This is a genomic window from Oxalicibacterium sp., assembly GCF_057353965.1.
On the sequence record NZ_JBMQZD010000007.1, the window covers coordinates 259,971 to 284,077 of the forward strand.

Sequence of the window (24,107 nt, forward strand, 5' to 3'; positions counted from 1 at the left end):
CATGCCTCTCGCCCTGTTGCGGATGTTATCGCGCGAAGTTACCCGCGATATTACCGCGATACGGTTTCTTACTGGAACAGCGCGGCCGCTTTCTGCAGCGTGGACGATACTCCCCATACAAGCGGAATACCGACGTACAGCCAGAAAATCACCATGAGGATCGGATTGGTAGGACGGACTTCTTCCGTTGTCGAGTAATGCGTATTCATGAATATGCTCCTTGGAGTAGGTTCGATGGCTTCGGTCGATTCGAACTCAATGCGCGCCGGCCAGATCCGGCTCGGCATTGCGCAGTTGCTGTTCGGTCATGTGATGGCGACGATCCACCGGCTTGACCAGCATGTTGCAGATGAAGCCCAGCACCAGCAGGCAGGCCATCACGTACATCGTCACTTCATACGAAGCGGCCTTGTCCACGCCATGCTCGACCTGGTATTGGCGAATGTAGTTGACCAGCACCGGACCGAAGATGCCGGCTGCAGCCCAGGCGGTCAGCAGACGGCCGTGGATGCCGCCGACGTACTTGGTACCGAACATGTCGGCCAGATAGGACGGGATCGTCGAGAAGCCACCGCCGTACATGCTGATGATCACGCAATAACACAGCACGAACAGCGCGACGCTGCCGATCTGGCCGGTATGCGGAACCACCATGTACAGGATGATGCCGAGGATGAAGAAGACGTAATAGGTGTTCTTGCGGCCGAGATAGTCGGAAGCGAACGACCAGAAGAAGCGGCCGCCCATGTTAAACAGACTCATCAGGCCGACGAAACCGGCAGCCGCGGCCGGCGTCACGCCGCCCTTGAAGGTTTCCTGAATCATCACCGATGCCTGGCCCAGCACGCCGATACCGGCCGTCACGTTCAGGCAGAGCGCAAGCCACAACAGGTAGAACTGCGGCGTCTTCAGCGCTTCGTCGATATGGACGTGGTTACGCGTGATCATGCGGTTTTCCGTCACCGGCGGCGTCCAGCCCTTCGGCTGCCAGCCTTCTGCCGGGATGCGGATCGTGAACGCGCCGATCACCATCGAGATGAAGTACAGGATACCCATCACGACGAAGGTCTGGATCACGCCGACCGAGGTGGCGCTCTTGAAGGTATTCATCAGGAACACCGACAGTGGTGCGGCGACCATTGCGCCGCCGCCGAAACCCATGATCGCGAGACCGGTTGCCATGCCGCGACGATCTGGGAACCACTTGATCAGCGTCGATACCGGCGACACGTAACCGAGGCCAAGGCCGATGCCGCCGATCACACCGTAACCGAGATATAGCAACCAGATCTGGTGCAGCGCTACGCCGATTGCCGAAATCATGAAGCCGCCACCGAAGCAGCAGGCGGCGACGAACATCGTCATGCGCGGGCCGACCTTTTCCAGCCATTTGCCGCCGAACGCGGCGGACAGGCCGAGGAAGAAAATCGCGAGACTGAAAATCCAGCCGATGGTCGTCAGCTTCCAGTCATCCGGAGCAGAACTGTCAATACCGATCACCTTCGATAGCGGACCGTTGAACACACTGAATGCGTAGGCTTGTCCGATACACAAATGAACTGCCAATGCGGCCGGCGGCACCATCCAGCGATTGAATCCCGGACCGGCGACCGTTCTCTCTTTTGCAAAAAATTTGAGCATGTGGAATCTCTCCTCTGATTTTTCGTACGCAGCGTCGCACTGCGTCGGACGGAAACATTCCGTCGTTGGGGCTTCATAAAGGCAATCCACATGCCAGCAGGAGAAATAACCCAAGTACTTGATTTTCAAGAGAGTTCAGATGCTCTACTTTTCACGACAGCGACAATTTGACGCATCACTGCGACAAATTGTCTGTTGAACTATGTTTTGCTGATTGATGAATTACGGAATGAACGGCAGCACTGCCGCGTTCAGCCACGAGGTGGTGGAGGGCGCTTCATGCGTACAAGCTCGAGTACATCTTGCCGATCGGTTTTTGATGAGATGGTGACTATTAACCATTTCCCGTCAGGGTATGACCGGGCATCATCGTAGAGCTCGACTAACTTTGGGCTCCATGTGTAACGCCGGTCTTCAAACTTTTGTTGCTCTGCTTTTCCCAAAACCACCAAGACTGACAGTTGTTTGTATGCGGGTATCAACGTACAAAACGCGTTGGTTTTCTTGTAGCGCAGGGACCAACCACGCTTCTTACCGCCATAAAGCCACTCCGGCGTAAAAACACCGGGATAGGATGTGTCGATCCAGCTTCGCAACGCCATCCAATGTTTGAACGCCTTCAGCCCCATCCAATAGCGAATCGTGTTCTCATCAGGTGTTGCTGATTTGTCGCTGATTCTGTCTCCGACTTGAAGAGGCAGCTCCATGATGTGCTTCCGCGATTTTGTCAGATTCCTCAGAATCGACGTTGCCTTACCAGGCTCGATTTGCTTGCTCATGACAGTTTCATTTCGCCTATACCAGATCCAGTACGTCGATCACGGGCATACGCGGCTTCTGTGGCCAGTTGCCAGAGCGCTCCGGGCCCACGGTCAACAACATCACCGGGATTTCGTCTTCAGCCAGACCAAACTCACGGTGCACAGGCTCGGCGTCGAAACCGATCATCGGCGTCGAACCCCAACCCAGCGAGCGGGCGGCGTAGATAATCGCGGCCGTACCGAAGGTCGCCGTGCGCATCGCCTCATCGCGATCCCGCTCGGGTTGATTGTCGTATAGCCTGCGCGCATTCAATTCCCATTCCGGTACCAAGTGCGCTTCCATAATGCCGGCTTCCACCACCGGTGCTAATCGCGCGGGGATGGTGCTGGCATCAGCCAACTTGCCGATGACGATGAAGGTAACGGCGGCATCGGTTATCGCAGGCTGATCCCAGGCGAGCGGACGCAACCTCGCCTTGGCTTCGGGCGTCCGGACTGCGATAAAACGCCAGTTCTGCAGATGAAAGGATGTCGGTGCGCTCGTACCGATTCGCACGAGCTCGCGAATCTGATCGTCACTCAAGGTGGCGGTTGGGTCGTAATACTTGGCGGCACTACGGCCCAATAAGCATTCGATGACAGGATTGGTTTTGAGGACTTGGTTGTTCATGTCTATTCCTAAAGCGATATGTTGAGCAGATCTCCAAAAAGAGTCTTCACTGTAGGTCTCTCAAATATGGATTTCGAGACTGCGTTGACTCAGAAAAATGCTCTATAGGCTCAAAATGATGGGACTGCCCATCCGGCCCGCTTCAGGAAATCGAAATTGAGGAATTCAACAAGAACGATAAGACGACAACCAACCGGCAATCGCCGCAGCCGGTAACTACGGCGATGCCAGTATTGTGTTACTTGACCGCTTTGAACTTCGCGGCTTCTTCGGAACCGCCGGTGGCGTTGCCGTCGCTGTACGAGTGCGCGCCGACACCGGCCAGCTTGCCGCCCTGGACGATCAGATACTCGTCGCGGATCGGACGGCCTTCGAAATAGCATTCGAGAATTTCACGCGTGCCGGCGGCATAACGCGCTTGCGCGGTCAGGCTGGTGCCGGAGATGTGCGGCGTCATGCCGTGGTGCGGCATCGTGCGCCATGGATGATCAGCCGGCGCCGGTTGCGGGAACCAGACGTCGCCCGCGTAGCCGGCCAGCTGGCCGCTTTCCAGCGCCTTGACGATTGCATCACGGTCGCACAGTTTGCCGCGTGCGGTGTTGATGATGTACGCGCCGCGCTTGAAGTATTTCAGCGTTTCTTCATTGACCATGTGTTCCGTTTCCGGATGCAGCGGGCAGTTCAGCGTGACCACGTCGCATGCTGCAGCCAGGCTCTTCAGGTTGCTGTGATAGGTCAGGTTCAGTTCCTTCTCGACCGCTTCCGGCAGGCGGTGGCGATCCATGTAGTGCAGCTTGACGTCGAACGGTTTCAGTAGGCGCAGCACGCGCAGGCCGATACGGCCGGCGGCAACGGTACCGACACTCATCGCTTCCAGATCGTAGGAACGGGACACGCAATCGGCGATGTTCCAGCCGCCTTTGACGACCCAGTTGTACGACGGGATGTAATTGCGCACCTGCGACAGGATCATCATCAAGACGTGTTCGGCCACCGAGTGGCTGTTGCAGTAGGTGACTTCGGCCACGGTGATGTTGTGCTTGTTGGCTGCTTCCAGATCGGTGTGATCGGAACCGATGCCGGCGGTGACGATCATCTTCAACTTCTTCGCACGAGCGATGCGTTCAGCCGTCATGTAGGCCGGCCAGAATGGTTGCGAGATGATGATTTCCGAATCGTGCAGTTCGCGGTCCAGCACGCTGTCGGCGCCATCCTTGCTGGACGTCACGACCAACTGGTGGCCGTTCGATTCCAAATATTTGCGCAGGCCGAGTTCACCCGACACGCTGCCGAGCAAGGTACCCGGCTTGAAATCGATGGCTTTTGGCGTCGGCAGCGTCTGGCCGTCCGGATAGATCGAAGGTTGCGCGACTTCATCGCGTGCATAGGACGTCGGGTGACCGGTGACGGGATCGTCGTACAGCACACATAAAACTTTGGCCATGATGAGGCTTCTCCATAAGATGATGATTGTTATTGCGTCAGGGAATCGAAACGCCGTGCCGGCTTTCTCTTTCTGCTGCATGCCGGCACCGGGCGATGCCAACCAATTCATCTTAGGAATGAAGCAATACGACGGTCCAATCGTTTGATGTGATGGACTGATAGCTGCGACTTATGTCGCCTGTTTTTATGTTGCCTGTTTTGTTGCCTGTTTCAGGTGCTCAGGTTTGTCATGTCGGCGACAGGTAACGATCGAATCGCGTCTGCAGATCGATCTGCATGGCAATGTTGCGCGCGGCGGTGACGATAGGAGAACAGGGATCGTGAGCCAGGGAAATGAGGCCGATGGAACGGCTGAGTTCCGGCACCAACGGAATCGCCGCCAGCTCGCCGCCCGGCTCGAACAGACATAACAAGCTGTGTGGCACCACACTGAACAATGCCGCATGTCGCACCTGTGCATACAACGCGAACACGGAATCGGTCTCGACGACGACATTGGGCTGCACGTCGGCGCGGCGAAAGGCGGCATCGACGATGCGGCGGTTCTGCATGTCCGGTGTCAGTAGGCACATCGGTAATTCGGCCGCTGCTTTCCAGTCGATCTCGCTGCGCCCGTCTAGCGCGGCACGGTCACGCGCCAGCAGCATATAGCGCTCGCGGTATAGCGGCTGCACGTGAAAACCGTTCAGCCGCTGGTCTTCCAGGTACGTCAGGCCGACATCCAGTTCGAAATCGTCGAGCCGGCGCATGATTTCTTCCGAACTCAGCGACAACACCAACTGCCGCAGATTCGCGTGTTGCGTGCGGCAAGGTCCCGTCAACAGTGAAACGATGGGCATCGTGGTCGGGATCGCACCGAAGCGCAGCGTGCCAGTCAAGCGCACGCGCGACATCGATGCTTCCTGCTTCAGTCCTTCCAGCGCCGCCAGCGTCTGGCGCGCCCAGTCGAGAATGCGTTCGCCTTCGGGCGTGAATCCCTGAAAACGCTGGCCGCGCTGCACAATAGCCACGCCCAGTTCGTTTTCGAGATTGCGTACCGCGGCTGACAACGCCGGCTGGGAAACGCAGCAAATTTCCGCCGCGCGGGCGAAATGCTTTTCGCGGGCAAGCGTGACGAGATAGTCGAGTTGACGTACGAACATGATCAGATCTTCAGAACGGTGTTGCCTACCGTTATGTCGTTAAAAGTAATAATGTATATAATAACGACTTTTACTAGATTCTTTCGATCGCAATCGTCATGAACAAATCCGACCCACCGGTCAAGATGGAAGGGCTGTCGAAAGCGCGCGGAAAGCGCTGGGATCATCTCGAATTGCTGGAACGCATCGATGCCTGTGGTTCCATCTCGGCTGCCGCCACTGCCATGGGCATGAGTTACAAAGCCGCGTGGCAGGCCGTCGAATCGATCAACAACCTGTCGCGCGAACCTGTGGTTATTCGTCAACCGGGCGGCAGCACCGGCGGCGGCACCTGCCTGACCGAATATGGCCGCCGCATGGTGGCAACCTATCGTCGCCTGGAGGAAGCTTGGGCGGCGGTGCCATCCGTCATCGGCAGCATGGCCGATTTCGATCAGTACTACAACCTGAGCCGGAGATTCGATATGCAGACCAGCGCCCGCAACCAGTTTCTCGGCACCGTCAAAGCCGTCAGCAAAGGCGCCGTCAACGCTGAAGTCATCCTCGATATCGGCCGCGGTGAAGAGCTGGCTGCGATCATCACCAACGACAGCGCCGACCATCTGGCGCTTGAACCGGGCAATGAAGCTTATGCACTGATCAAGGCACAGTGGATCATCCTGACCACCGACGACTTCAAGACCAGCGCACGTAATCGCCTGACGGGTACCGTGGTGCGTTGTCAGGAAGGTGCGGTCAACGCCGAGGTCGTCATCGAGCTGCCAGGTGGCAAGACCGTTGCCTCCATCATCACCAACGAAAGCGTGAAGACGCTCGGCCTTAAGGAAGGTGTACGTGCGTCCGCGCTGATCAAGGCATCGCACATCATTCTTGCAGTGGCCTCCTGATCGATTTATCCACCACTCTCGCTCATCATCATGAAAACTTTTCCCGAGTCCCTGCTCGTCGGTCTCGTAGCGTTCGGCCTTTCGTCGGCTGTATTGGCTGAAGAACTTCAGGTGGCCGTTGCCTCCAACTTCACCGCACCAGCCAAGGTCATTGCCACCGATTTCGAGAAAGCCACCGGCCACAAGGTCGTGCTGTCGTTCGGCTCCACCGGCAAGTTCTACACGCAGATCAAGAACGGCGCACCGTTCGACGTCTTCCTCGCCGCCGATGACACGACGCCTGCAAAACTGGAAAAAGAAGAGGGCATCGTTGCCGGCTCGCGCTTCACCTACGCCACCGGCAAGCTGGTGCTGTGGTCGGCCAAGGCGGACTATGTCGACGCGAAGGGTGAAATCCTGAAGAAAGGCACGTTCGCGCATCTCGCGGTCGCTTCGCCGAAACTGGCACCATACGGCGCCGCCGCCGTGGAAACAATGAACAAGTTGGATGTCTACGATGCGCTGCAATCCAAGTTCGTCACTGGAGAAAACATCGGCCAGACCTTCTCCTTCGTCTCCAGCGGCAATGCCGAACTGGGTTTCGTCGCACTGTCGCAAGTGTTCGAGAACGGCAAATTGAAGAGCGGTTCCGGCTGGATCGTGCCGGCCAATCTGCATGAGCCGATCCGTCAGGATGCCGTCATCCTGACGCATGGCAAGGACAACAAGGCCGCTGCTGAATGGGTCAAGTACCTGAAGTCCGAACCGGTCAAAGCCGTCATTCGCTCGTTCGGTTACGACCTGTAGTTCCTGACAGGAAGTTCTTCACTTGAGCGATCCGAACATCAGCGCCGTCGTCCTTACCCTGGAACTGGCGGCGCTCACCACGCTGATTCTGCTGCTGATCGGCACACCTTTGGCGTGGTGGCTGGCGCGCACGCGTTCGTGGCTGAAGGGTCCGATCGGCGCCTTGGTGGCACTGCCGCTGGTACTGCCGCCCAGCGTAATTGGCTTCTACCTTCTGGTGACGCTCGGCCCCAATGGGCCGATCGGCAAACTGACCCAGGCTGTCGGTCTGGGCACGCTGCCTTTCACCTTTGCCGGCCTCGTGGTCGGCTCCGTTCTCTATTCAATGCCGTTCGTCGTGCAACCCATTCAGAATGCGTTCGAGGCAATCGGCGAGCGTCCGCTGGAAGCAGCTGCAACATTGCGCGCATCGCCGCTCGATACCTTCTTCAGCGTCATCCTGCCGCTGGCACGCCCCGGCTACCTAACGGCGACGGTGATGGGCTTCGCGCACACGGTCGGCGAATTCGGCGTCGTGCTGATGATAGGCGGGAATATTCCTGACAAAACGCGACTAGTCTCCGTGCAGATTTACGATCATGTCGAAGCGCTGGAATACGCGCAGGCACACTGGCTTGCTGCCGGCATGGTGGCGTTCTCGCTGCTGGTGCTGATCACGCTTTACACGCTGAATCCGACGGGACGCCGCAAGAATCCATGAAAGACGATCACGTTCTGGCGCGTTTCAATGTCGACTACGGCACCTTTCATCTCGATGTCGATCTGGCTCTGCCGGGCCGCGGCATCACCGCGCTGTTCGGTGCTTCCGGCTCCGGCAAGACGACATGCCTGCGTGTAATTGCCGGCCTGGAACCTGCTTCGCGCGTGTTCCTGCAGGTGAATAAGGAAATCTGGCAGGACGATGCCAGCAATGTCTTCATTCCGACCTGGAAGCGGCCGCTCGGTTATGTTTTTCAGGAAGCCAGCCTGTTTGCGCATCTCAGCGTACAGCGCAACCTCGAATATGGCATGCGCCGGATTCCCGTAGCAGAACGGCGGGTGTCGCTCGATCATGCGATCGAACTGCTGGATATCGGCCACCTGCTCGCACGCAAACCCGACAAGCTTTCCGGCGGCGAACGGCAGCGCGTCGGTATCGCGCGTGCGCTGGCCACCAGTCCGCGCATTCTGCTGATGGATGAACCGCTTGCGGCGCTGGACGCGCACCGCAAGGCGGAGATCATGCCTTATCTCGAACGCCTGCATGATGAGCTGGATATTCCCGTGCTATATGTCAGCCATTCGGCGGACGAAGTCGCACGGCTGGCGGATCATCTGGTCCTGCTCGAAGCCGGCCGTGTCGTCGCCAGCGGACCGATCGACGCATTGCTGACGCGCCTCGACCTCGGCGTGGCGCATGGCAGGGATGCCGGCGCGATGGTGACGGCAACCGTCATCGATCACGATCCGACGTTTCATCTGACGCAAACAGAATTTTCCGGCGGCAAGCTGCAGCTGCCGCAACTCGATATACCCGCAGGTCGACAAGTTCGTATTCGGATTCAGGCCCGCGACGTCAGCTTGAGCCGCGTACCGGTGCACGATTCCAGCATCCTGAACATCATAGAAACGACCGTCACCGAACTCGTGGAAGACGGTCCTGGTCAGGTGATGGTCGGGCTCGACGCAAACGGCACGCGTCTGCTGGCCCGCATCACGCAGAAATCACGCGCGACGATGAATCTGATGCCAGGCAATCGCGTCTATGCGCAGATCAAGGGAATTGCGATTCTGAGGTAACCGAAGACGCCGGCGGCGTGTTGCGCCGCACCGCGGTTTGGCCGAATGCCTCGGACAGCAGCAGGATTTTGCCCGTATCGCCGGACTCATATCCGGCCAGTCCGTTGATCACCTTGCGGAAATAACCGGACTGCACGACCTCGATCACGTGCTGGATCAAGGGATCGTCCATCATCGACAGCGGCAGCGCCATGAAATAGCGCTCCTTCACCAGTGGAATGAAATCCAGTCCGAAGCGCTGTGCCGCCGTCTGCACGCCGACGCCGACGTCCGCCATGCCGCTGGCGATATAAGCCGCGACCGCCGAATGCGTGAATTCGTTGCTTTGATAGCCTTCGATATCGAACGGCGAAATGCCAGCGCCGGCCAGCATCAGTTCCAGCAGCATGCGCGTGCCCGAGCCGATCTGGCGGTTGACGAAACGCACGCCGGGCCGCACCAGATCCTGCAATGTCTGGATTTTCTTGGGATTGCCCGGCGAAACGAACATGCCCTGCGTGCGCACCGCTAAATGCAGCAGGCAGTGTTCGCGCGGATTCAGCCATTGCGCGTAGCGTTCGACTGCCTTTTTCTCGAATTCGCCAAGCGGCACGTGGAAACCCGCTAGATCGCATTCACTGCGCGACAAGGCTGCCACCGCATCCGTACTGTTGCGGTAACGCAGATCGACCGGCAGGTTGGCCTCGGTCAATTGATGCAGCAGAGCATCGACGGCGAAACCGTGACTGGCATCCAGCCGCAAGGGCTTGGTCTTGCCGACGATAGTCTTGCCGATTTCGTTTTCCAGTTCCGACGCCAGGCTTTCCAGCGTGGGCGACAGGCGCGCGCGCACGCGACGGTCAGCCCAGATCAGTTTTTCGGCCAGCGGTGTCAACGTCGTACCGCGGCCGCGGTCGGTATTTAATAGTGGCGTGCCGAAAAGCTGCTCGACATCGCGCAACATGCCCCACGAATAACGATAGGACAATCCCACCAGCCGCGCGGCCTTCGAAATCGAGCCCGTCTTCTGGATAGCCATCAGCAGATCGAGCAAAACCGCCGTGTCCAGCGGCGCCTCGCCATCGTGCGAAATTTCCCAATGCGGATTGATGATGACTTTGAACATATGTTCTACGGAGCCTATGTGTCGTTTACGCCGCTTTCCCGGATATGCAAAAGATAGCCTATTGAAGCGGGGTTTTCCCGGTGCTACCTTTCAGCCGTTGGAAAGGGTTCGCCCTCGAACTATATGCTATTAAAAGCATATGTACAAGACAAATTTCATAAACCAAGGAAGCAGTATGTTCCCGTTTCATTTCACGACTTCGCGGCAGGTGTTGCCATCGATGTCGTTGGTAGGAGCCTCTTCATGAGCACCCAGAACACATTCGACATGGCCGCAGTAGAGTCCATCATCGCCCAGCGTAAGGAGATGCCTGGTGCGTTGTTGCCGATTTTGCATGACATCCAATCCGCTATCGGATACATCCCGCCCAGCACCGTCCCGACTATCGCGGACAGCCTGAACATTTCCCGCGCGGAAGTGCACGGCGTGATTACCTATTATCACTTCTTCCGCCAGCATCCGGCTGGCAAGCACGTCGTGCAGATCTGCCGCGCCGAAGCCTGCCAGGCTCGCGGCTGCGAGGATCTGGCATCGCACGCGAAGGAGTTGTTGGGTTGCGATTTCCACGGCACCACGGATGACAGCAAATTCTCGCTGGAAACGGTGTACTGCCTCGGCCAATGTGCGACCGGTCCTACCATCCAGATCGATGACGACCTGTACGCACGCGTCTCGAAGGAAAAATTCAATCGCCTGATCCAGGCAAAGCGGGGTGTGCAATGACCGTCACTATTTACGTTCCGCGCGATTCCAACGCGCTGGCGCTGGGCGCCAATGAAACAGCGGCCGCCATTGCCAAAGAGGCAAAGGCGCGCGGCGTCGACATCAAACTCGTGCGCAACGGTTCGCGTGGCATGTTCTGGCTGGAACCGCTGGTTGAAGTCGCGACCGACGCCGGCCGCATCGGCTTCGGTCCGATCGAAGAGCACGAAGTTGCCGGCCTGTTCGATGCCGGTTTCCACACTGGTGGCAAGCATCCGAAAGCGCTCGGTCTGGTCGAAGAAATTCCTTACCTGAAAAAGCAGGAACGTCTGCAGTTCGTCCGCGTCGGCATCACCGATCCGGTATCGCTGGATGACTACCTGGCGCATGAAGGTTACGTTGGCCTGAAGAAAGCCATCGCCATGGAACCGGCTGCCATCGTGCAGCAAGTGACCGATTCCGGCCTGCGCGGTCGCGGCGGCGCGGCTTTCCCGACCGGCATCAAGTGGAAAACCGTGCTGGGTGCGCAAGCCGACCAGAAATACATCGCCTGCAACGCCGACGAGGGCGATTCGGGCACGTTCTCCGATCGTATGGTGATGGAAGACGATCCGTTCATGCTGATCGAAGGCATGACGATCGCCGGCATCGCCGTCGGCGCGACGCAAGGCTATATCTATGTGCGTTCCGAGTATCCGCACTCGATCGCCAACCTGAACGAAGCCATCGAGAACGCCAAGGCAGCCGGCTACCTCGGTGAAAACATCCTCGGCTCCGGCCGCACTTTCCATCTGGAAGTGCGCAAGGCTGCAGGCGCCTATGTTTGCGGCGAAGAAACCGCGATGCTGGAAAGTATTGAAGGCAAACGCGGCATGGTGCGCGCCAAACCGCCGCTTCCTGCACTGGAAGGCCTGTTCGGCAAGCCGACCGTCATCAACAACGTCATCTCGTTGTCCGCCGTGCCGCTGATCCTGTCGCGCGGCGCCGAGTTCTACAAGAACTACGGCATGGGCCGTTCGCGCGGCACGCTGCCGATGCAACTGGCAGGCAACCTGAAATACGGCGGTCTGGTCGAGAAGGCGTTCGGCGTGACCCTGCGCGAACTGCTGTACGACTTTGGCGGCGGTTCGGAATCGGGTCGCCCGATCCGCGCCGTGCAGGTCGGTGGCCCGCTGGGCGCCTACATGCCGGAATCGCTGTTCGACACGCCGTTCGACTATGAAGCATTCGCTGCGGTCAACTCGACGGTCGGCCACGGCGGCTTGGTCGCCTTCGACGATACCGTCGACATGTCGAAGCAAGCACGCTACGCCATGCATTTCTGCAAGGCGGAATCGTGCGGCAAGTGCACGCCGTGCCGGATCGGCTCGACCCGCGGCGTAGAAGTAATGGACAAGATCATCGCCAACCAGAACCGGCCGCAGCAGATCAAGCTGCTGCGCGACCTGTGCGACGTGATGGTCACCGGATCGCTGTGCGCGATGGGCAGCATGACACCGTTCCCGGTGCTGTCGGCCCTGAACCACTTCCCTGAAGACTTCGGCGATCAGCCGATGGCAAATGCGGCTTGATGCTGCAGCCTAACGCAACGCAAGCTAACTGGAGCGAAACATGAACTTATTGAATGGCATCGATTACGGTACGCCGAAGCGCGAATCCGAAAATCTGGTCACGCTGGAAATCGACGGTAAAACCATCAGCGTGCCGCAAGGCACCTCCGTCATGCGTGCCGCTGCAGAAGCCGGCATCAACGTGCCGAAACTGTGTGCAACCGAAAGCCTGGAATCCTTCGGCTCTTGCCGCCTGTGCCTGGTCGAGATCGACGGCCGCCGTGGCTATCCGGCGTCGTGCACGACGCCGGCCGAAGCCGGCATGAAAGTGCGCACGCAAACCCCGAAACTGGCCGACATCCGCCGCGGCGTGATGGAGCTGTACATCTCCGACCACCCGCTGGACTGCCTGACCTGCCCGGCCAACGGCAACTGCGAACTGCAGGACATGGCTGGCGTCGTCGGTCTGCGCGACGTGCGCTACGGCTACGACGGTGAAAACCATCTGAGGATGGAGAAGGACGAATCCAATCCGTACTTCACCTACGATCCGTCCAAGTGCATCGTCTGTAACCGCTGCGTACGTGCCTGCGAAGAAACGCAAGGCACCTTCGCGCTGACGATCGACAGCCGCGGCTTCGATTCGCGCGTCTCGCCGAGCCAGTACGAAGACTTCATCGACTCCGAGTGCGTCTCCTGCGGCGCCTGCGTCGATGCTTGCCCGACCGCTACGCTGACCGAGAAGACCGTCATCATGATGGGTCAGGCCGAACACAGCAAGATCACCACCTGCGCCTACTGCGGCGTCGGCTGCTCGTTCCGTGCCGAAATGAAAGGCAACGAAGTCGTGCGCATGATCCCGAACCCGGACGGCGGCGCGAACCAGGGCCACGCCTGTGTCAAGGGCCGTTTCGCATGGGGCTACGCAACGCACAAGGATCGTATGCTGAAGCCGATGATCCGCAAGAAAATCTCGGATCCATGGCAAGAAGTGTCGTGGGAAGAAGCGATCAACTACGCTGCTTCCGAAATCAAGCGCATCCAGGCCAAATACGGTCGTGGTTCTGTCGGCGGCCTGGTGTCGTCGCGCTGCACGAACGAAGAAGGTTATCTGGTGCAAAAGCTGGTGCGTGCTGCGTTCGGCAACAACAACGTCGACACCTGCGCCCGCGTCTGCCACTCGCCGACCGGCTACGGCCTGAAAGTCACGATGGGCGAATCGGCTGGTACCCAGACCTTCGCTTCCGTGATGAAGTCGGACTGCATCCTGATCATCGGCGCCAACCCGGCTTCGGGTCACCCTGTGTTTGCATCGATCATGAAACGTCGTCTGCGTCAGGGCGCCAACCTGATCGTCGTCGATCCGCGTGAAACCGAAATGGTCAAATCGGCCCACATCAAGGCCGACTATCACCTGAAACTGAAACCGGGTGGCAACGTCGGTATCGTCAACGCATTGGCGCACGTGATCGTCACCGAAAAACTGTACAAGGAAGACTTCATCCGTGCGCGCTGCGAATGGGATTCCTTCGAAGAATGGATGGAATTCGTCGCATTGCCGGAAAACTCGCCGGAAGCGATGGCACCGCTGGTCGGCGTATCGGCTGAAGACATCCGCGGTGCAGCACGTCTGTTCGCAAAAGCGAAGAACGGCTCGATCTACTACGGTCTGGGCGTAACCGAGCATGCACAAGGTTCGACGACCGTTATCGGCATCGCCAACCTGGCAATGGCAACCGGTAACGTCGGCCGCGAAGGCGTGGGCGTGAACCCGCTGCGTGGTCAGAACAACGTGCAAGGTTCCTGTGACATGGGTTCCTTCCCGCACGAACTGCCGGGCTACCGTCACGTTTCCGACACCACGGCGCGCTCCGAATTCGAAGCGGCATGGAACGTCAAACTGGATCCAGAACCAGGCCTGCGTATTCCAAACATGTTCGACGCAGCGATGGAAGGCACCTTCATGGGCCTGTACTGCGAAGGCGAAGACATCGTCCAGTCCGACCCGAACACGCAACACGTTACCGCGGCACTGGAAGCGATGGAGTGCATCATCGTTCAGGATATCTTCCTGAACGAAACCGCCAAGTATGCGCACGTATTCTTGCCGGGTTCGTCGTTCCTGGAAAAAGACGGCACCTTCACCAACGCAGAACGCCGTATTTCGCGCGTGCGTAAAGTGATGCCGCCGAAATCGGGCTATGGCGATTGGGAAGTCACGCAGATGCTGTCGAACGCACTCGGCTATCCGATGAACTACACGCATCCGCGTGAAATCATGGACGAAATCGCCGCGTTGACGCCGACCTTCACCGGCGTCAGCTTCAAGCGTATCGACGAACTGGGCGGCAGCATCCAGTGGCCATGCAACGCCGAAGCGCCGGAAGGCACGCCGACGATGCACATCGACGAATTCGTCCGCGGCAAGGGCCGTTTCATCCTGACCAAGTACTACGGTTCGGGCGAGCGCACAAGCAAGGACTTCCCATTCATCCTGACGACTGGCCGTATCCTGTCGCAGTACAACGTCGGCGCCCAGACCCGTCGTACGTTCAACAACATGTGGCATAGCGAAGACCGCCTGGAAATCCATCCGGATGACGCAGCGGAACGCGGCATCAAGCAGGATGACTGGGTTGGTATCACATCGCGTGCCGGCCAGTCCGTACTGCGCGCTGAAGTGACCGATCGCATTCAGCCGGGCGTCGTGTACACCACGTTCCACTTCCCGGAATCGGGCGCGAACGTGATCACGACCAGCTCGTCCGACTGGGCGACCAACTGCCCTGAATACAAGGTAACCGCGGTTCAGATTACGCCAGTCAGCCAGCCGTCCGAATGGCAACGTGCGTACTCGCGTTTCAATGCCGAGCAGGAAAGCTTTGCGAGTTCCAAACTCATTCCTCGCGAAGCGGCGGCAACGAAGTAAAGCCTGGACAGGACTGGCGTGATGAATGCCTTTACCGACGACGAACGCAGTGCGCTGGTCCGTGTCTCCGTTGAAAAATGGGATGCGGACCGGCAGGTCGTCTGCGAAGACGATGTTGCAGAGGAAATCCCGGTCGCACTGGAGTACAACGGCATTTCGCATGCCGTGATGATGGCATCTCCTTACGACCTGGAAGACTTTGCGCTGGGGTTCTCCCTCAGTGAAGGCATACTGAACGACAAGTCCGAGCTGTACGATTGCGAAGTCATACCCGGATGCGACGGCATCCAGGTTCAGATGCAGATTGCGACCGAGCGATTCGTCACGTTGAAGGATAAGCGCCGCAATCTGACGGGCCGTACCGGTTGTGGATTGTGCGGAGCCGAAACACTGGAACAGGCAATTCGCCATCCGGATGCAACGGTCGGCACAGTGCGTCTTTCGGCTGAACAGATTCATGCCGGTATGAAGACCATGCGCAGCATGCAGCGCCTACAGAAATACACGGGCGCCACACATGCAGCGGCATGGATGAATGCCGACGGATCGATCGAACTGGTTCGCGAAGATGTGGGCCGGCACAATGCGCTCGACAAGCTGATCGGCGCCATGTCCAAGAAGCGACTGGATTTTTCTACTGGCGCCGCGCTGATTACCAGCCGTGCCAGCTATGAAATGGTGCAGAAATCGGCAACGAAGGGCATCAGCTTTCTGGCAGCCATCTCGGCGCCGACCAGCCTGGCGATTCGATTGGCCGAAGAAGCAAACGTGACCTTGGTCGGTTTCGTTCGCGATCAAAGTCACGTCGTTTATGCGCAATCGCATCGCCTGATTCGCGACGGTTTGAAATAACAAACATCAAGCAAGGGATAACAATGAGCGGCAGCAACATAGATAATCTGGTCTCAATGGCCAACCAGATCGGCGATTTTTTCGCGCCAATGAAAGACCACAAGAAATCGGCAGATGAAATCGCCGGCCACCTGAGAAGAACTTGGGATCCGCGCATGCGTACTGCGTTGATGAATCACGTCGAGCAGCATGGTGGAGAAGGATTGAATCCGATCGTCTTGGAAGCCGTACGCTCGCACAAGATGATCTGATTGGGATCAACCGATCACCATCCAGCATGGGCTGCGTTACCAATCGGCGCGCAGCCTTTTATTCATGATTACCAGGAGGAGAAATTCATGACACGTCGAATCGTTTTCCGTTTTGCTGCTGCCTTGCTGGCATCGGCATTTATTGCGCCGGCCGCTTTTTCGCAGCAGGTCATCAAGCTTTCCACCACGACGAGTACCGATAATTCAGGCTTGCTTCCGTATCTGCTGCCGACCTTCGAAAAGAAAACGAATTCCAAAGTGCATGTCATTGCGGTGGGTACCGGCAAGGCACTGGAGTTGGCAAAGAATGGCGACGTTGACGTGACGCTGGTACATGCACGTTCACTGGAAGACAAATTTGTCGCAGAAGGTCATGGCGTCAACCGCCGTGATGTCATGTACAACGATTTCATCATCGTCGGTCCGGTCAGCGATCCTGCAGGCATCAAGGGCAGCCACGACGTATTGGCTTCAATGAAGAAAATCGCCGACAAGAAAGCTAAATTCATTTCGCGCGGTGACAATTCCGGTACCGATGTAATGGAAAAATCGTACTGGAAAGCGATCAACGTCAAACCGGAAGGCAGCAACTATGTTTCGGCAGGCCTCGGCATGGGCGAGGTACTGACGATGGCTGGCGAACTGCAGGGCTATACGCTGACCGATCGTGCGACCTATGGCGCCTATCGCGCCAAGACCGGCCTGGCTGTCATGGTCGAAGGTGACAAGAAGATGTTCAACCCTTACGGCATCATCGCGGTCAATCCGGAAAAATACAAAAACATCAATTACAAAGGCGCAATGCAGTTGATCGACTGGATTACGTCAGCTGAAGGCCAGAAGATGATCGGTGAATACCGGGTTAGCGGCGAACAGGTTTTCTTTCCCGACGCAAAATAACGTGTCCACACACTATGAAAAGCGCGGGTGCTCCCCGCGCTTTTTTATTTTCACTCCGTCCGTTCATTATGCCGGCGGATAAAAAAGCCCCGCAGAGCAATCGGCTCGCGGGGCTGAGCTTCCTTGAGAGGGAAGAGGAGACACGGGGTAGGAACAAGAGCCATCGAATCTTGGCCAAGCCTTGTTCCTGAATTACTTCGGTTACGGAATTCCTGCTTTTACTGATCGCCGGCATCCCGCCACATTTCGACCTTTGCGATCCCTGGCCGTTGCACTATGGGCTGATTTAGCAGTCAGACCCAAAATACATCAACGAGTTGATTGAATGATTGACTTTCATTCAACCGATTCGTTCGTCATGCGTTAGGCAATTAGGCAAAAGCCGCTTGCATACGCAGGGCGATGGCGCGCTCCGGCTGGGTTTGAGCGATCGAGTTGGCTCGGCTGTTCAGCAATTGCACCGATTTTTGCACTTGAACCGCTTCTTTCTTTTTGGAAACCTTTTTCGTAATTGGCAACTGCGAGCCATATGCCGCTTGCATACGCAGGGCGGTGGCGAGTTCAGGGTTCGTTTGAGCGATACGGTTTGCCTGGCTGTTCAATGCATAGGCAGAAACACGGGTTTTTGATAATGTAGACATAATAATTTCCTTTCCTTGTATAAGTTTCTCTTGTTGATGCATTGCAGTATAGGGACTGTAGAGATATAAATCTAATTTCATTTTTGGATACCAGCTATAATCATTGTGAATATTAAGGCGTCCAAAATTTTCTTCTTTTGGTAAACGACAACATGAGTTTTCTCACCCTGGATTTGAACCTGCTGCGCGTATTCGATGCCGTCATGACGGAGCAGAACCTCACGCGTGCCGCCAACCTGCTGGCCATGACCCAACCGGCGGTATCCAACGCCCTGCGGCGCCTGCGTGAAACCCTCGGAGACGAGCTCGTCATCCGTACGGCGCATGGTGTCAAACCGACGTCGCGGGCGGCTGAACTATGGCCTGTGGTACGGCGCGCACTCTCCGATCTGGAAGCTGCCGTTACGCCCGACACGTTTGACGTCTCGCGCGTCAACACAACATTCCGTATGGCAATGGCCGATGCCACTGCCGCGCTGTGGCTGCCGTTTCTCGTCAGAGCGGTTGAACGCGATGCGCCGGGCCTGAATGTCCGCATGGTTCCGCTAACCACGCGCGAGCCGCGGCCCATGTTGTTGCGCGGGGATGTCGATCTGGCGATCGGGTTTTTCCCTGGTGTAGCAGCCCAGCTCGCCAGTGGCCAGAACACGGCCATTTCGCAGATTCGCCATGAGCGCCTATACACCGGTGAATATGTCTGCGTGATGCGTAAAGGGCATCCGCTGGCCAAGGAAGAATTGACGCTGGATAGCTATTGTGCGGCGCATCATCTGCTGGTCAGTTTTTCCGGCCGGGCGAAAGGTCTGATGGACGATGCCTTGACCGAACTTGGTCGTGAACGGCGCATCCTACTGACAGTAAATCAGTTCTTTACTGCCGGTCGCGTCGTCGCCAGCTCCGATCTGATCACCGTACTGCCACGTCACCTGATTGCGGCAACCGGTATGGAAGACGCATTGATTGCGAAGACCCTGCCTTTTGAGCTGCCGGACGTCCACGTCGATATGCTGTGGCATGAACGCGATGCACGAAATCCCGCCCATAAATGGTTGCGTGAGCAGTTGAGCGCCAGTACCGAAGAAGGTATCGGGCCATTCAAGAAACGGCGTTGACTATCGTCGTAATCTGACGATCCAACTGGAAAAGAAGCCTCGCCCGAAGCGAGGCTTTTTATTTGGTGCGGATCTCAGGCATGCCGTGTGTGCGATTCCGCACATGGGATGGCTGAACTCGCCTTTGGCCCCGGAGTCCTATTTTCATCCTCATTGATCGGGGGCTCCCATGCGGACACGAAAAATAATGTGGTGGAGCGCGCTCGCGTTGCTGGTGCTGCTCTCGCTTTGCCTGACTCTGCTGCTGACCTTCGACTGGAATAAGGCAAAACCCTGGATCAATACACGCGTGAGCGAAGCGGCCGGAAGGCCGTTTGCCATCAATGGCGATCTTTCGCTGACGTGGGAGCGCACCCAATTCGATAGCGGGACGTGGCACGACTGGTTGCCTGTACCTCGCCTGAGCGCCCACAACGTCACGATGGGCAATCCCGATTGGTCCAAACTGGATCGCAACATGGCTGAGATCGGCCACATCACGTTTTCCGTCAATCCGATTCCTCTGCTGTCCAAAAATATCGTCATTCCCACGCTACAGCTGGACGATCCGAAGCTGGTGCTGGAACGCATCGCAGACGGCCGCAACAATTGGACCTTCAAGAAAGACGAGGATTCACCACCTTCAGCATGGACGCTGGATCTTCAGCATCTGCTGCTTCATAACGGCGAGATTGCGTTGAAGGATGCCATCAAGCACATCGATGCGAAAGCCGAAATCGCATCGATTCCTGCGAGCGACAAAAACGACTTCGTCATGGAATGGAAGGTATCCGGTTCATTCAATCGCGCGCGTATCAGCGGTGACGGCAAGGCTGGTGCATTGCTCGCGTTACGCGACGAGAAAAAACCTTTTCCGCTACAGGCGCGACTGAATGTCGGCAAGACATCGATCAGCGTGAACGGCACGGTGACCAAGCCGCAAGCACTCGCTGCAGTGGACATGCGCCTGAAGCTGTCCGGCGCCAGCATGGCGGATCTTTATCCACTGACAGGTATCACGTTGCCGAAGACGCCACCGTTCGCGACAGAAGGACATCTGACGGGCGTCCTCAATGCAGACGGTGGCAAATGGACCTACGACAAATTCAGCGGCAAGCTTGGTGACAGTGATTTATCCGGCACCTTGACCTATGAAGGCAAGCAACCGCGCCCGCTGCTTTCGGGAACGGTGGTTTCCAATCTGCTGCAGTTGAATGATCTGGGTCCGATCATCGGTGCTGATTCGAATGCAAGCAAACGCGAGCGGGGTGTCGCAGTGACGCAACCGGAAGACAAGCTGCTGCCTGTCGAGAAATTCACGACCGATCGATGGGGCAGTATCGATGCGGACGTCAACATCACCGGCCGCAAGATCGTGCGCGATGCCACGCTTCCGATCGAGAATCTAAATACGCACCTGAAACTGCAGGACAGTGTCGTTACATTGACGCCGCTGAATTTCGGTATCGCCGGCGGCAATCTGATCGCCAACATCAAAATGGATGGACGTCAGCCTGTCATCAAGGCTGAAGCAAAAGTTTCTGTGCGCAGGCTGAAGCTCAAAGAGTTGTTCCCGACGATACCGACGATGCAGGCAAGTCTCGGTGAAATCAACGGCGATACGTCGTTATCTGCGACTGGCGATTCCATCGCAACCTTCCTGGGATCATCGAATGGTGAAATCAAGGCATTGATCAGTGAGGGAACGATTAGCAAGCTGCTGCTGGAACAGATCGGGCTGAACATTGGCAATGTGGTGATCTCGAAACTGTTTGGGGACAAACAGGTGGAGCTCAACTGTATGGCGATGGATCTGGGGGTGACCAATGGCTTGGTAAAAACGCGTACGATGATTCTCGATACTAGCGATGCCGTCATCCATATCGATGGCACTGTCGATCTTGCACAGGAAAAACCGGATCTGACCATTCGGCCGGTCAGCAAGGGTGTGCGTATTGTGTCTCTGCGAGCACCTCTTTACGTGCGAGGAACGTTGAAGCATCCGGACGTGGATGTCGACAAGGGCGTGCTGGCTGCGAAAGCGGGGGGAGCGGTTGTACTGGGTGTGCTGGCACCGGTTACATCCTTGCTGCCGTTGATCAACGTCGGTTCAGAGGAAGAAAACAAATGCCGGGATTTGCTGCATCAGGCAGCAGAAAAACCGGTTGCGCCTCCTCCAGGAAAATCTTCGAAAAACCGTTGATTCTTTAAAAGGAGGGGATGTTTTATCGACTACGGTTTTTCGGGAATATGCCGCTGATGTGATTCTGGTTTTATTTAAATGTTTGTATATATGAATAGTAGTAATAGTTAACGCAGGTGGTTTTCTGTGGATAACCTAATAAAACCATGCAGGATCAAGAACTTGGATTCAGGATAAGCGCTTGTACAACGCGTGTATGACACAAGGATGGATTCTGTATAAATAAATCTCTGAAAGTTTTCACCAGCTTATCCACAATCTATCCACGCATTCTGCAAAGCTTTGCCCACAGCCGGCGGCGGCAATATCTTGCCTTGCGTGATACGCTCTTTCCCGTTTTACATCATCTAAACATCACTCGGGAATGGACATGAAGCAGATTCCGACTATCGGTCATTTTATCGGCGGTCGCCTGGTTGAAGGCGGAATCGGCAAGCAAGCTGTGTTCAATCCTGCCATTGGAGAAGTAGAGAGCGAGGTCTGGCTGGCAGATGCCAGGGAAGTGGAACTGGCTGTTTCTGCCGCAAAAGCTGCAGCAACTGCGTGGGCCGATACGGCTCCGTTGAAGCGCGCTAGGATCCTGTTTCGGTTTAAAGAGTTAATAGAAAGACATCATGACGCACTGGCTGAAGCGATTACGCGTGAGCATGGCAAGGTGCTCAGTGATGCAAAAGGGGAAGTAAGCCGCGGTCTGGAGATCGTCGAGTTTGCCTGCGGCGTTCCGCAATTATTGAAGACCAGCTTTACGGATAACATCGGAGGCGGGATCGATAACTGGAATCTGCGCCAGCCACTGGGGGTGACGGTCGGTATTACGCCTTTCAATTTTCCATTCATGGTGCCGATGTGGATGGCACCCGTTGCGCTAGCAACCGGCAATACCTTCATCCTGAAGCCATCCGAACGCGATCCTTCTCCGTCGTTGATGATTGCCGAATTATTGAAAGAGGCAGGCTTGCCCGACGGCGTTTTCAATGTATTACAAGGTGGAAAGCAGGTTGTCGACGGATTGTTGCAGCACCCGGATGTGCGTGCGGTTTCCTTTGTCGGCTCCACGCCGATTGCCGAATATGTCTATGCAACCGGGACAGCGCGGAAGGGCGCCTACCCCTTGCGTGTTCAAGCACTGGGCGGAGCAAAGAACCATCTGGTCGTGATGCCGGACGCCAATCTGGAACAGGCGGTGGACGCATTGATGGGCGCAGCATACGGTTCGGCTGGCGAAAGGTGCATGGCTGTTTCCGTTGCAGTGGCGGTAGGCAAGGCGGCGGATAGTTTGGTGGAGGCGTTGATTCCACGTGTGCGTGCCTTGAAGATTGCAAACGGCATGGACCCGGAAGCGGAAATGGGGCCGGTCATCACTGCGGAACATAAAGCCAAGATAACGGAATATATCGACGCTGGCATTCAGGCCGGTGCAAGCTTGCTGGTGGATGGCCGAGGCTACTCTGTGACCGACCATGAAAACGGCTTCTTCTTGGGTGGTAGCTTGTTTGATCATGTAACACCGAATATGCGTATTTACCGGGAGGAAATATTCGGTCCAGTCTTGTGCGTGATACGCGTTCCCGATGTAGAGGCAGCGATCGATCTCATCAATGCGCACGAATTCGGAAACGGCGTCTCTCTCTTTACGTCCGATGGCAACACGGCGCGAGAATTTTCCCGCCGGATAGAAGTAGGTATGGTGGGTATTAATGTGCCGATCCCTGTGCCGATGGCCTGGCATTCCTTTGGCGGATGGAAACGATCGATGTTCGGTGATTTGCATGCCTACGGGGAAGAGGGTGTTCGTTTCTATACGCGATACAAATCCGTCATGCAGCGTTGGCCGGAATCCCTGAACAAGGGTGCCGAGTTTGCGATGCCACTGAACAAATAGAACAAGAGAAATAAAACAAGCGATGTTTCACGTGAAACACTAATCCGGCGAAACGATGGATTATCTGATTCTGGCGATCGCCGCCTTTGCAGCGGGCATGATCGACGCTGTCGTGGGCGGCGGTGGATTGATCCAACTACCGGCACTATTCTCTGTTTTCCCAAATATGTCACCGGCCACCTTGTTGGGAACGAACAAGCTTTCCGGTGTTTGGGGAACGGCGGCTGCGGCTGCAGGATTTGCCCGCAAGGTGCAAGTCCGATGGAGTACGGCAGTACCGGCCGCGTTGGCGGCATTTGCCCTGTCGTTCGTCGGCGCCTTTACCGTTACGCATATTCCGGCGGACTTCGTGCGCAAGCTTTTGCCGTTCGTTTTAGTTGCCATTGCGATCTACACGTTCCGAAAAAAAGACTTTGGCAGCATTCATGCACCGCTGCATACCGGTGGAAAAGAACGCATTATCGCGGTGCTGGTCGGAGGAGGCATCGGATTTTATGACGGCTTCTTTGGACCGGGGACTGGCAGTTTCCTAGTGTTCCTGTTCGTGCGCTTCTTCGGCTTCGACTTCCTGGGGGCATCCGCTGCCGCAAAGGTGGTCAACGTCGCTTGTAATACGGCAGCCTTGCTGTGGTTCGGATATAGCGGCCATTTGTTGTGGCAATTGGGTTTGATGATGGCAGTCTGCAATGTGCTTGGATCGCTCACCGGTATCCGTCTGGCCGTGCGCCACGGGTCCGGATTTGTCCGCAAGCTATTCTTGGTCGTAGTTGGCATACTGATTTGCAAGACGTTGTATGACGGATTTTTCCGCTGAAATACTGTTCAAGCACTGTTTCACGTGAAACATTCTGCGGACTTCCTTTGGCTTGAATTGTGTCCAAGGAGCGAT

22 protein-coding genes are annotated in these 24,107 nt (G+C 56.7%); 14 read left to right on the forward strand and 8 right to left on the reverse strand.

Going from position 1 to position 24,107, the window contains the following annotated elements; all coding sequences use genetic code 11:
- Window positions 1–68: 68 nt before the first annotated feature.
- From ACO1VH_RS12985 to ACO1VH_RS13010, 6 genes are all read right to left on the reverse strand, one after another.
- Window positions 69–209 (reverse strand): MFS transporter small subunit, encoded by a 141-nt coding sequence (locus tag ACO1VH_RS12985; protein ID WP_486244894.1) that lies wholly within the window; start codon window positions 207–209, stop codon window positions 69–71.
- A gap of 46 nt (window positions 210–255) precedes the next feature.
- Window positions 256–1,641: an L-lactate MFS transporter gene (locus ACO1VH_RS12990; RefSeq protein ID WP_486244895.1), complete on the reverse strand. Its 1,386-nt coding sequence runs from the start codon at window positions 1,639–1,641 to the stop codon at window positions 256–258.
- 251 nt (window positions 1,642–1,892) lie between these two features.
- Window positions 1,893–2,348 carry a DUF3788 domain-containing protein gene (locus tag ACO1VH_RS12995; RefSeq protein WP_486245146.1) on the reverse strand — a complete coding sequence of 152 codons (456 nt, stop codon included), beginning with the start codon at window positions 2,346–2,348 and terminating at the stop codon, window positions 1,893–1,895.
- An 88-nt stretch (window positions 2,349–2,436) separates the two neighbouring features.
- On the reverse strand, window positions 2,437–3,072 hold the full coding sequence (locus tag ACO1VH_RS13000; RefSeq protein WP_486244896.1) for a nitroreductase family protein: 636 nt from the start codon (window positions 3,070–3,072) through the stop codon (window positions 2,437–2,439).
- A 238-nt stretch (window positions 3,073–3,310) separates the two neighbouring features.
- Window positions 3,311–4,516, reverse strand: a complete 1,206-nt coding sequence (locus ACO1VH_RS13005) for an NAD-dependent formate dehydrogenase (protein ID WP_486244897.1) — start codon at window positions 4,514–4,516, stop codon at window positions 3,311–3,313.
- A 229-nt stretch (window positions 4,517–4,745) separates the two neighbouring features.
- Window positions 4,746–5,660, reverse strand: coding sequence for a LysR family transcriptional regulator (locus tag ACO1VH_RS13010; protein ID WP_486244898.1), 915 nt, complete (start codon window positions 5,658–5,660; stop codon window positions 4,746–4,748).
- Between the two features lie 98 nt (window positions 5,661–5,758).
- Between ACO1VH_RS13010 and ACO1VH_RS13015 the strand changes: the two genes are divergently transcribed.
- The 4 genes from ACO1VH_RS13015 to modC are packed head-to-tail and all read left to right on the forward strand — an operon-like array spanning window position 5,759 to window position 9,112.
- Window positions 5,759–6,547 (forward strand): TOBE domain-containing protein, encoded by a 789-nt coding sequence (locus ACO1VH_RS13015; RefSeq protein WP_486244899.1) that lies wholly within the window; start codon window positions 5,759–5,761, stop codon window positions 6,545–6,547.
- Between the two features lie 30 nt (window positions 6,548–6,577).
- Window positions 6,578–7,333, forward strand: coding sequence for a molybdate ABC transporter substrate-binding protein (gene modA, locus ACO1VH_RS13020; protein WP_486244900.1), 756 nt, complete (start codon window positions 6,578–6,580; stop codon window positions 7,331–7,333).
- 22 nt (window positions 7,334–7,355) lie between these two features.
- Window positions 7,356–8,033: a molybdate ABC transporter permease subunit gene (gene modB, locus ACO1VH_RS13025; RefSeq protein WP_486244901.1), complete on the forward strand. Its 678-nt coding sequence runs from the start codon at window positions 7,356–7,358 to the stop codon at window positions 8,031–8,033.
- Window positions 8,030–9,112: a molybdenum ABC transporter ATP-binding protein gene (modC, locus tag ACO1VH_RS13030; protein ID WP_486244902.1), complete on the forward strand. Its 1,083-nt coding sequence runs from the start codon at window positions 8,030–8,032 to the stop codon at window positions 9,110–9,112. Before modB ends, modC begins: the two co-directional genes overlap by 4 nt.
- Here modC and ACO1VH_RS13035 read toward each other — a convergent pair.
- Window positions 9,087–10,217, reverse strand: coding sequence for a substrate-binding domain-containing protein (locus ACO1VH_RS13035; RefSeq protein ID WP_486244903.1), 1,131 nt, complete (start codon window positions 10,215–10,217; stop codon window positions 9,087–9,089). The genes modC and ACO1VH_RS13035 overlap by 26 nt on opposite strands.
- A gap of 243 nt (window positions 10,218–10,460) precedes the next feature.
- On the opposite strand from ACO1VH_RS13035, the gene ACO1VH_RS13040 reads away from it, so the two are divergent.
- The 6 genes from ACO1VH_RS13040 (at window position 10,461) to ACO1VH_RS13065 (ending at window position 17,401) form a co-directional block, all read left to right on the forward strand.
- Window positions 10,461–10,940, forward strand: coding sequence for a formate dehydrogenase subunit gamma (locus ACO1VH_RS13040; RefSeq protein WP_486244904.1), 480 nt, complete (start codon window positions 10,461–10,463; stop codon window positions 10,938–10,940).
- Window positions 10,937–12,490 carry a formate dehydrogenase beta subunit gene (locus tag ACO1VH_RS13045; protein WP_486244905.1) on the forward strand — a complete coding sequence of 518 codons (1,554 nt, stop codon included), beginning with the start codon at window positions 10,937–10,939 and terminating at the stop codon, window positions 12,488–12,490. Before ACO1VH_RS13040 ends, ACO1VH_RS13045 begins: the two co-directional genes overlap by 4 nt.
- Before the next feature lie 40 nt (window positions 12,491–12,530).
- A complete protein-coding gene (gene fdhF / locus ACO1VH_RS13050) occupies window positions 12,531–15,398 on the forward strand; it encodes a formate dehydrogenase subunit alpha (RefSeq protein ID WP_486244906.1) in 2,868 nt (955 codons plus the stop codon).
- 21 nt (window positions 15,399–15,419) lie between these two features.
- Window positions 15,420–16,250 (forward strand): formate dehydrogenase accessory sulfurtransferase FdhD, encoded by an 831-nt coding sequence (gene fdhD, locus ACO1VH_RS13055; protein WP_486244907.1) that lies wholly within the window; start codon window positions 15,420–15,422, stop codon window positions 16,248–16,250.
- A 23-nt stretch (window positions 16,251–16,273) separates the two neighbouring features.
- Window positions 16,274–16,501 carry a formate dehydrogenase subunit delta gene (locus ACO1VH_RS13060; protein ID WP_486244908.1) on the forward strand — a complete coding sequence of 76 codons (228 nt, stop codon included), beginning with the start codon at window positions 16,274–16,276 and terminating at the stop codon, window positions 16,499–16,501.
- Between the two features lie 87 nt (window positions 16,502–16,588).
- Complete coding sequence (locus ACO1VH_RS13065; protein WP_486244909.1) at window positions 16,589–17,401, forward strand: ABC transporter substrate-binding protein; 813 nt, start codon at window positions 16,589–16,591, stop codon at window positions 17,399–17,401.
- A gap of 371 nt (window positions 17,402–17,772) precedes the next feature.
- Here ACO1VH_RS13065 and ACO1VH_RS13070 read toward each other — a convergent pair whose 3' ends face one another.
- On the reverse strand, window positions 17,773–18,123 hold the full coding sequence (locus ACO1VH_RS13070) for a hypothetical protein (protein ID WP_486244910.1): 351 nt from the start codon (window positions 18,121–18,123) through the stop codon (window positions 17,773–17,775).
- A gap of 71 nt (window positions 18,124–18,194) precedes the next feature.
- On the opposite strand from ACO1VH_RS13070, the gene ACO1VH_RS13075 reads away from it, so the two are divergent.
- The 4 genes from ACO1VH_RS13075 to ACO1VH_RS13090 all read left to right on the forward strand — a co-directional run bounded on the left by ACO1VH_RS13075 (window position 18,195) and on the right by ACO1VH_RS13090 (window position 24,032).
- Window positions 18,195–19,154, forward strand: a complete 960-nt coding sequence (locus ACO1VH_RS13075) for a LysR family transcriptional regulator (protein ID WP_188421821.1) — start codon at window positions 18,195–18,197, stop codon at window positions 19,152–19,154.
- A 187-nt stretch (window positions 19,155–19,341) separates the two neighbouring features.
- Window positions 19,342–21,336 carry an AsmA family protein gene (locus ACO1VH_RS13080; protein WP_486244911.1) on the forward strand — a complete coding sequence of 665 codons (1,995 nt, stop codon included), beginning with the start codon at window positions 19,342–19,344 and terminating at the stop codon, window positions 21,334–21,336.
- 370 nt (window positions 21,337–21,706) lie between these two features.
- Window positions 21,707–23,218 (forward strand): CoA-acylating methylmalonate-semialdehyde dehydrogenase, encoded by a 1,512-nt coding sequence (locus tag ACO1VH_RS13085; protein WP_486244912.1) that lies wholly within the window; start codon window positions 21,707–21,709, stop codon window positions 23,216–23,218.
- A 55-nt stretch (window positions 23,219–23,273) separates the two neighbouring features.
- Complete coding sequence (locus tag ACO1VH_RS13090; RefSeq protein ID WP_486244913.1) at window positions 23,274–24,032, forward strand: TSUP family transporter; 759 nt, start codon at window positions 23,274–23,276, stop codon at window positions 24,030–24,032.
- Window positions 24,033–24,107: the final 75 nt, after the last annotated feature.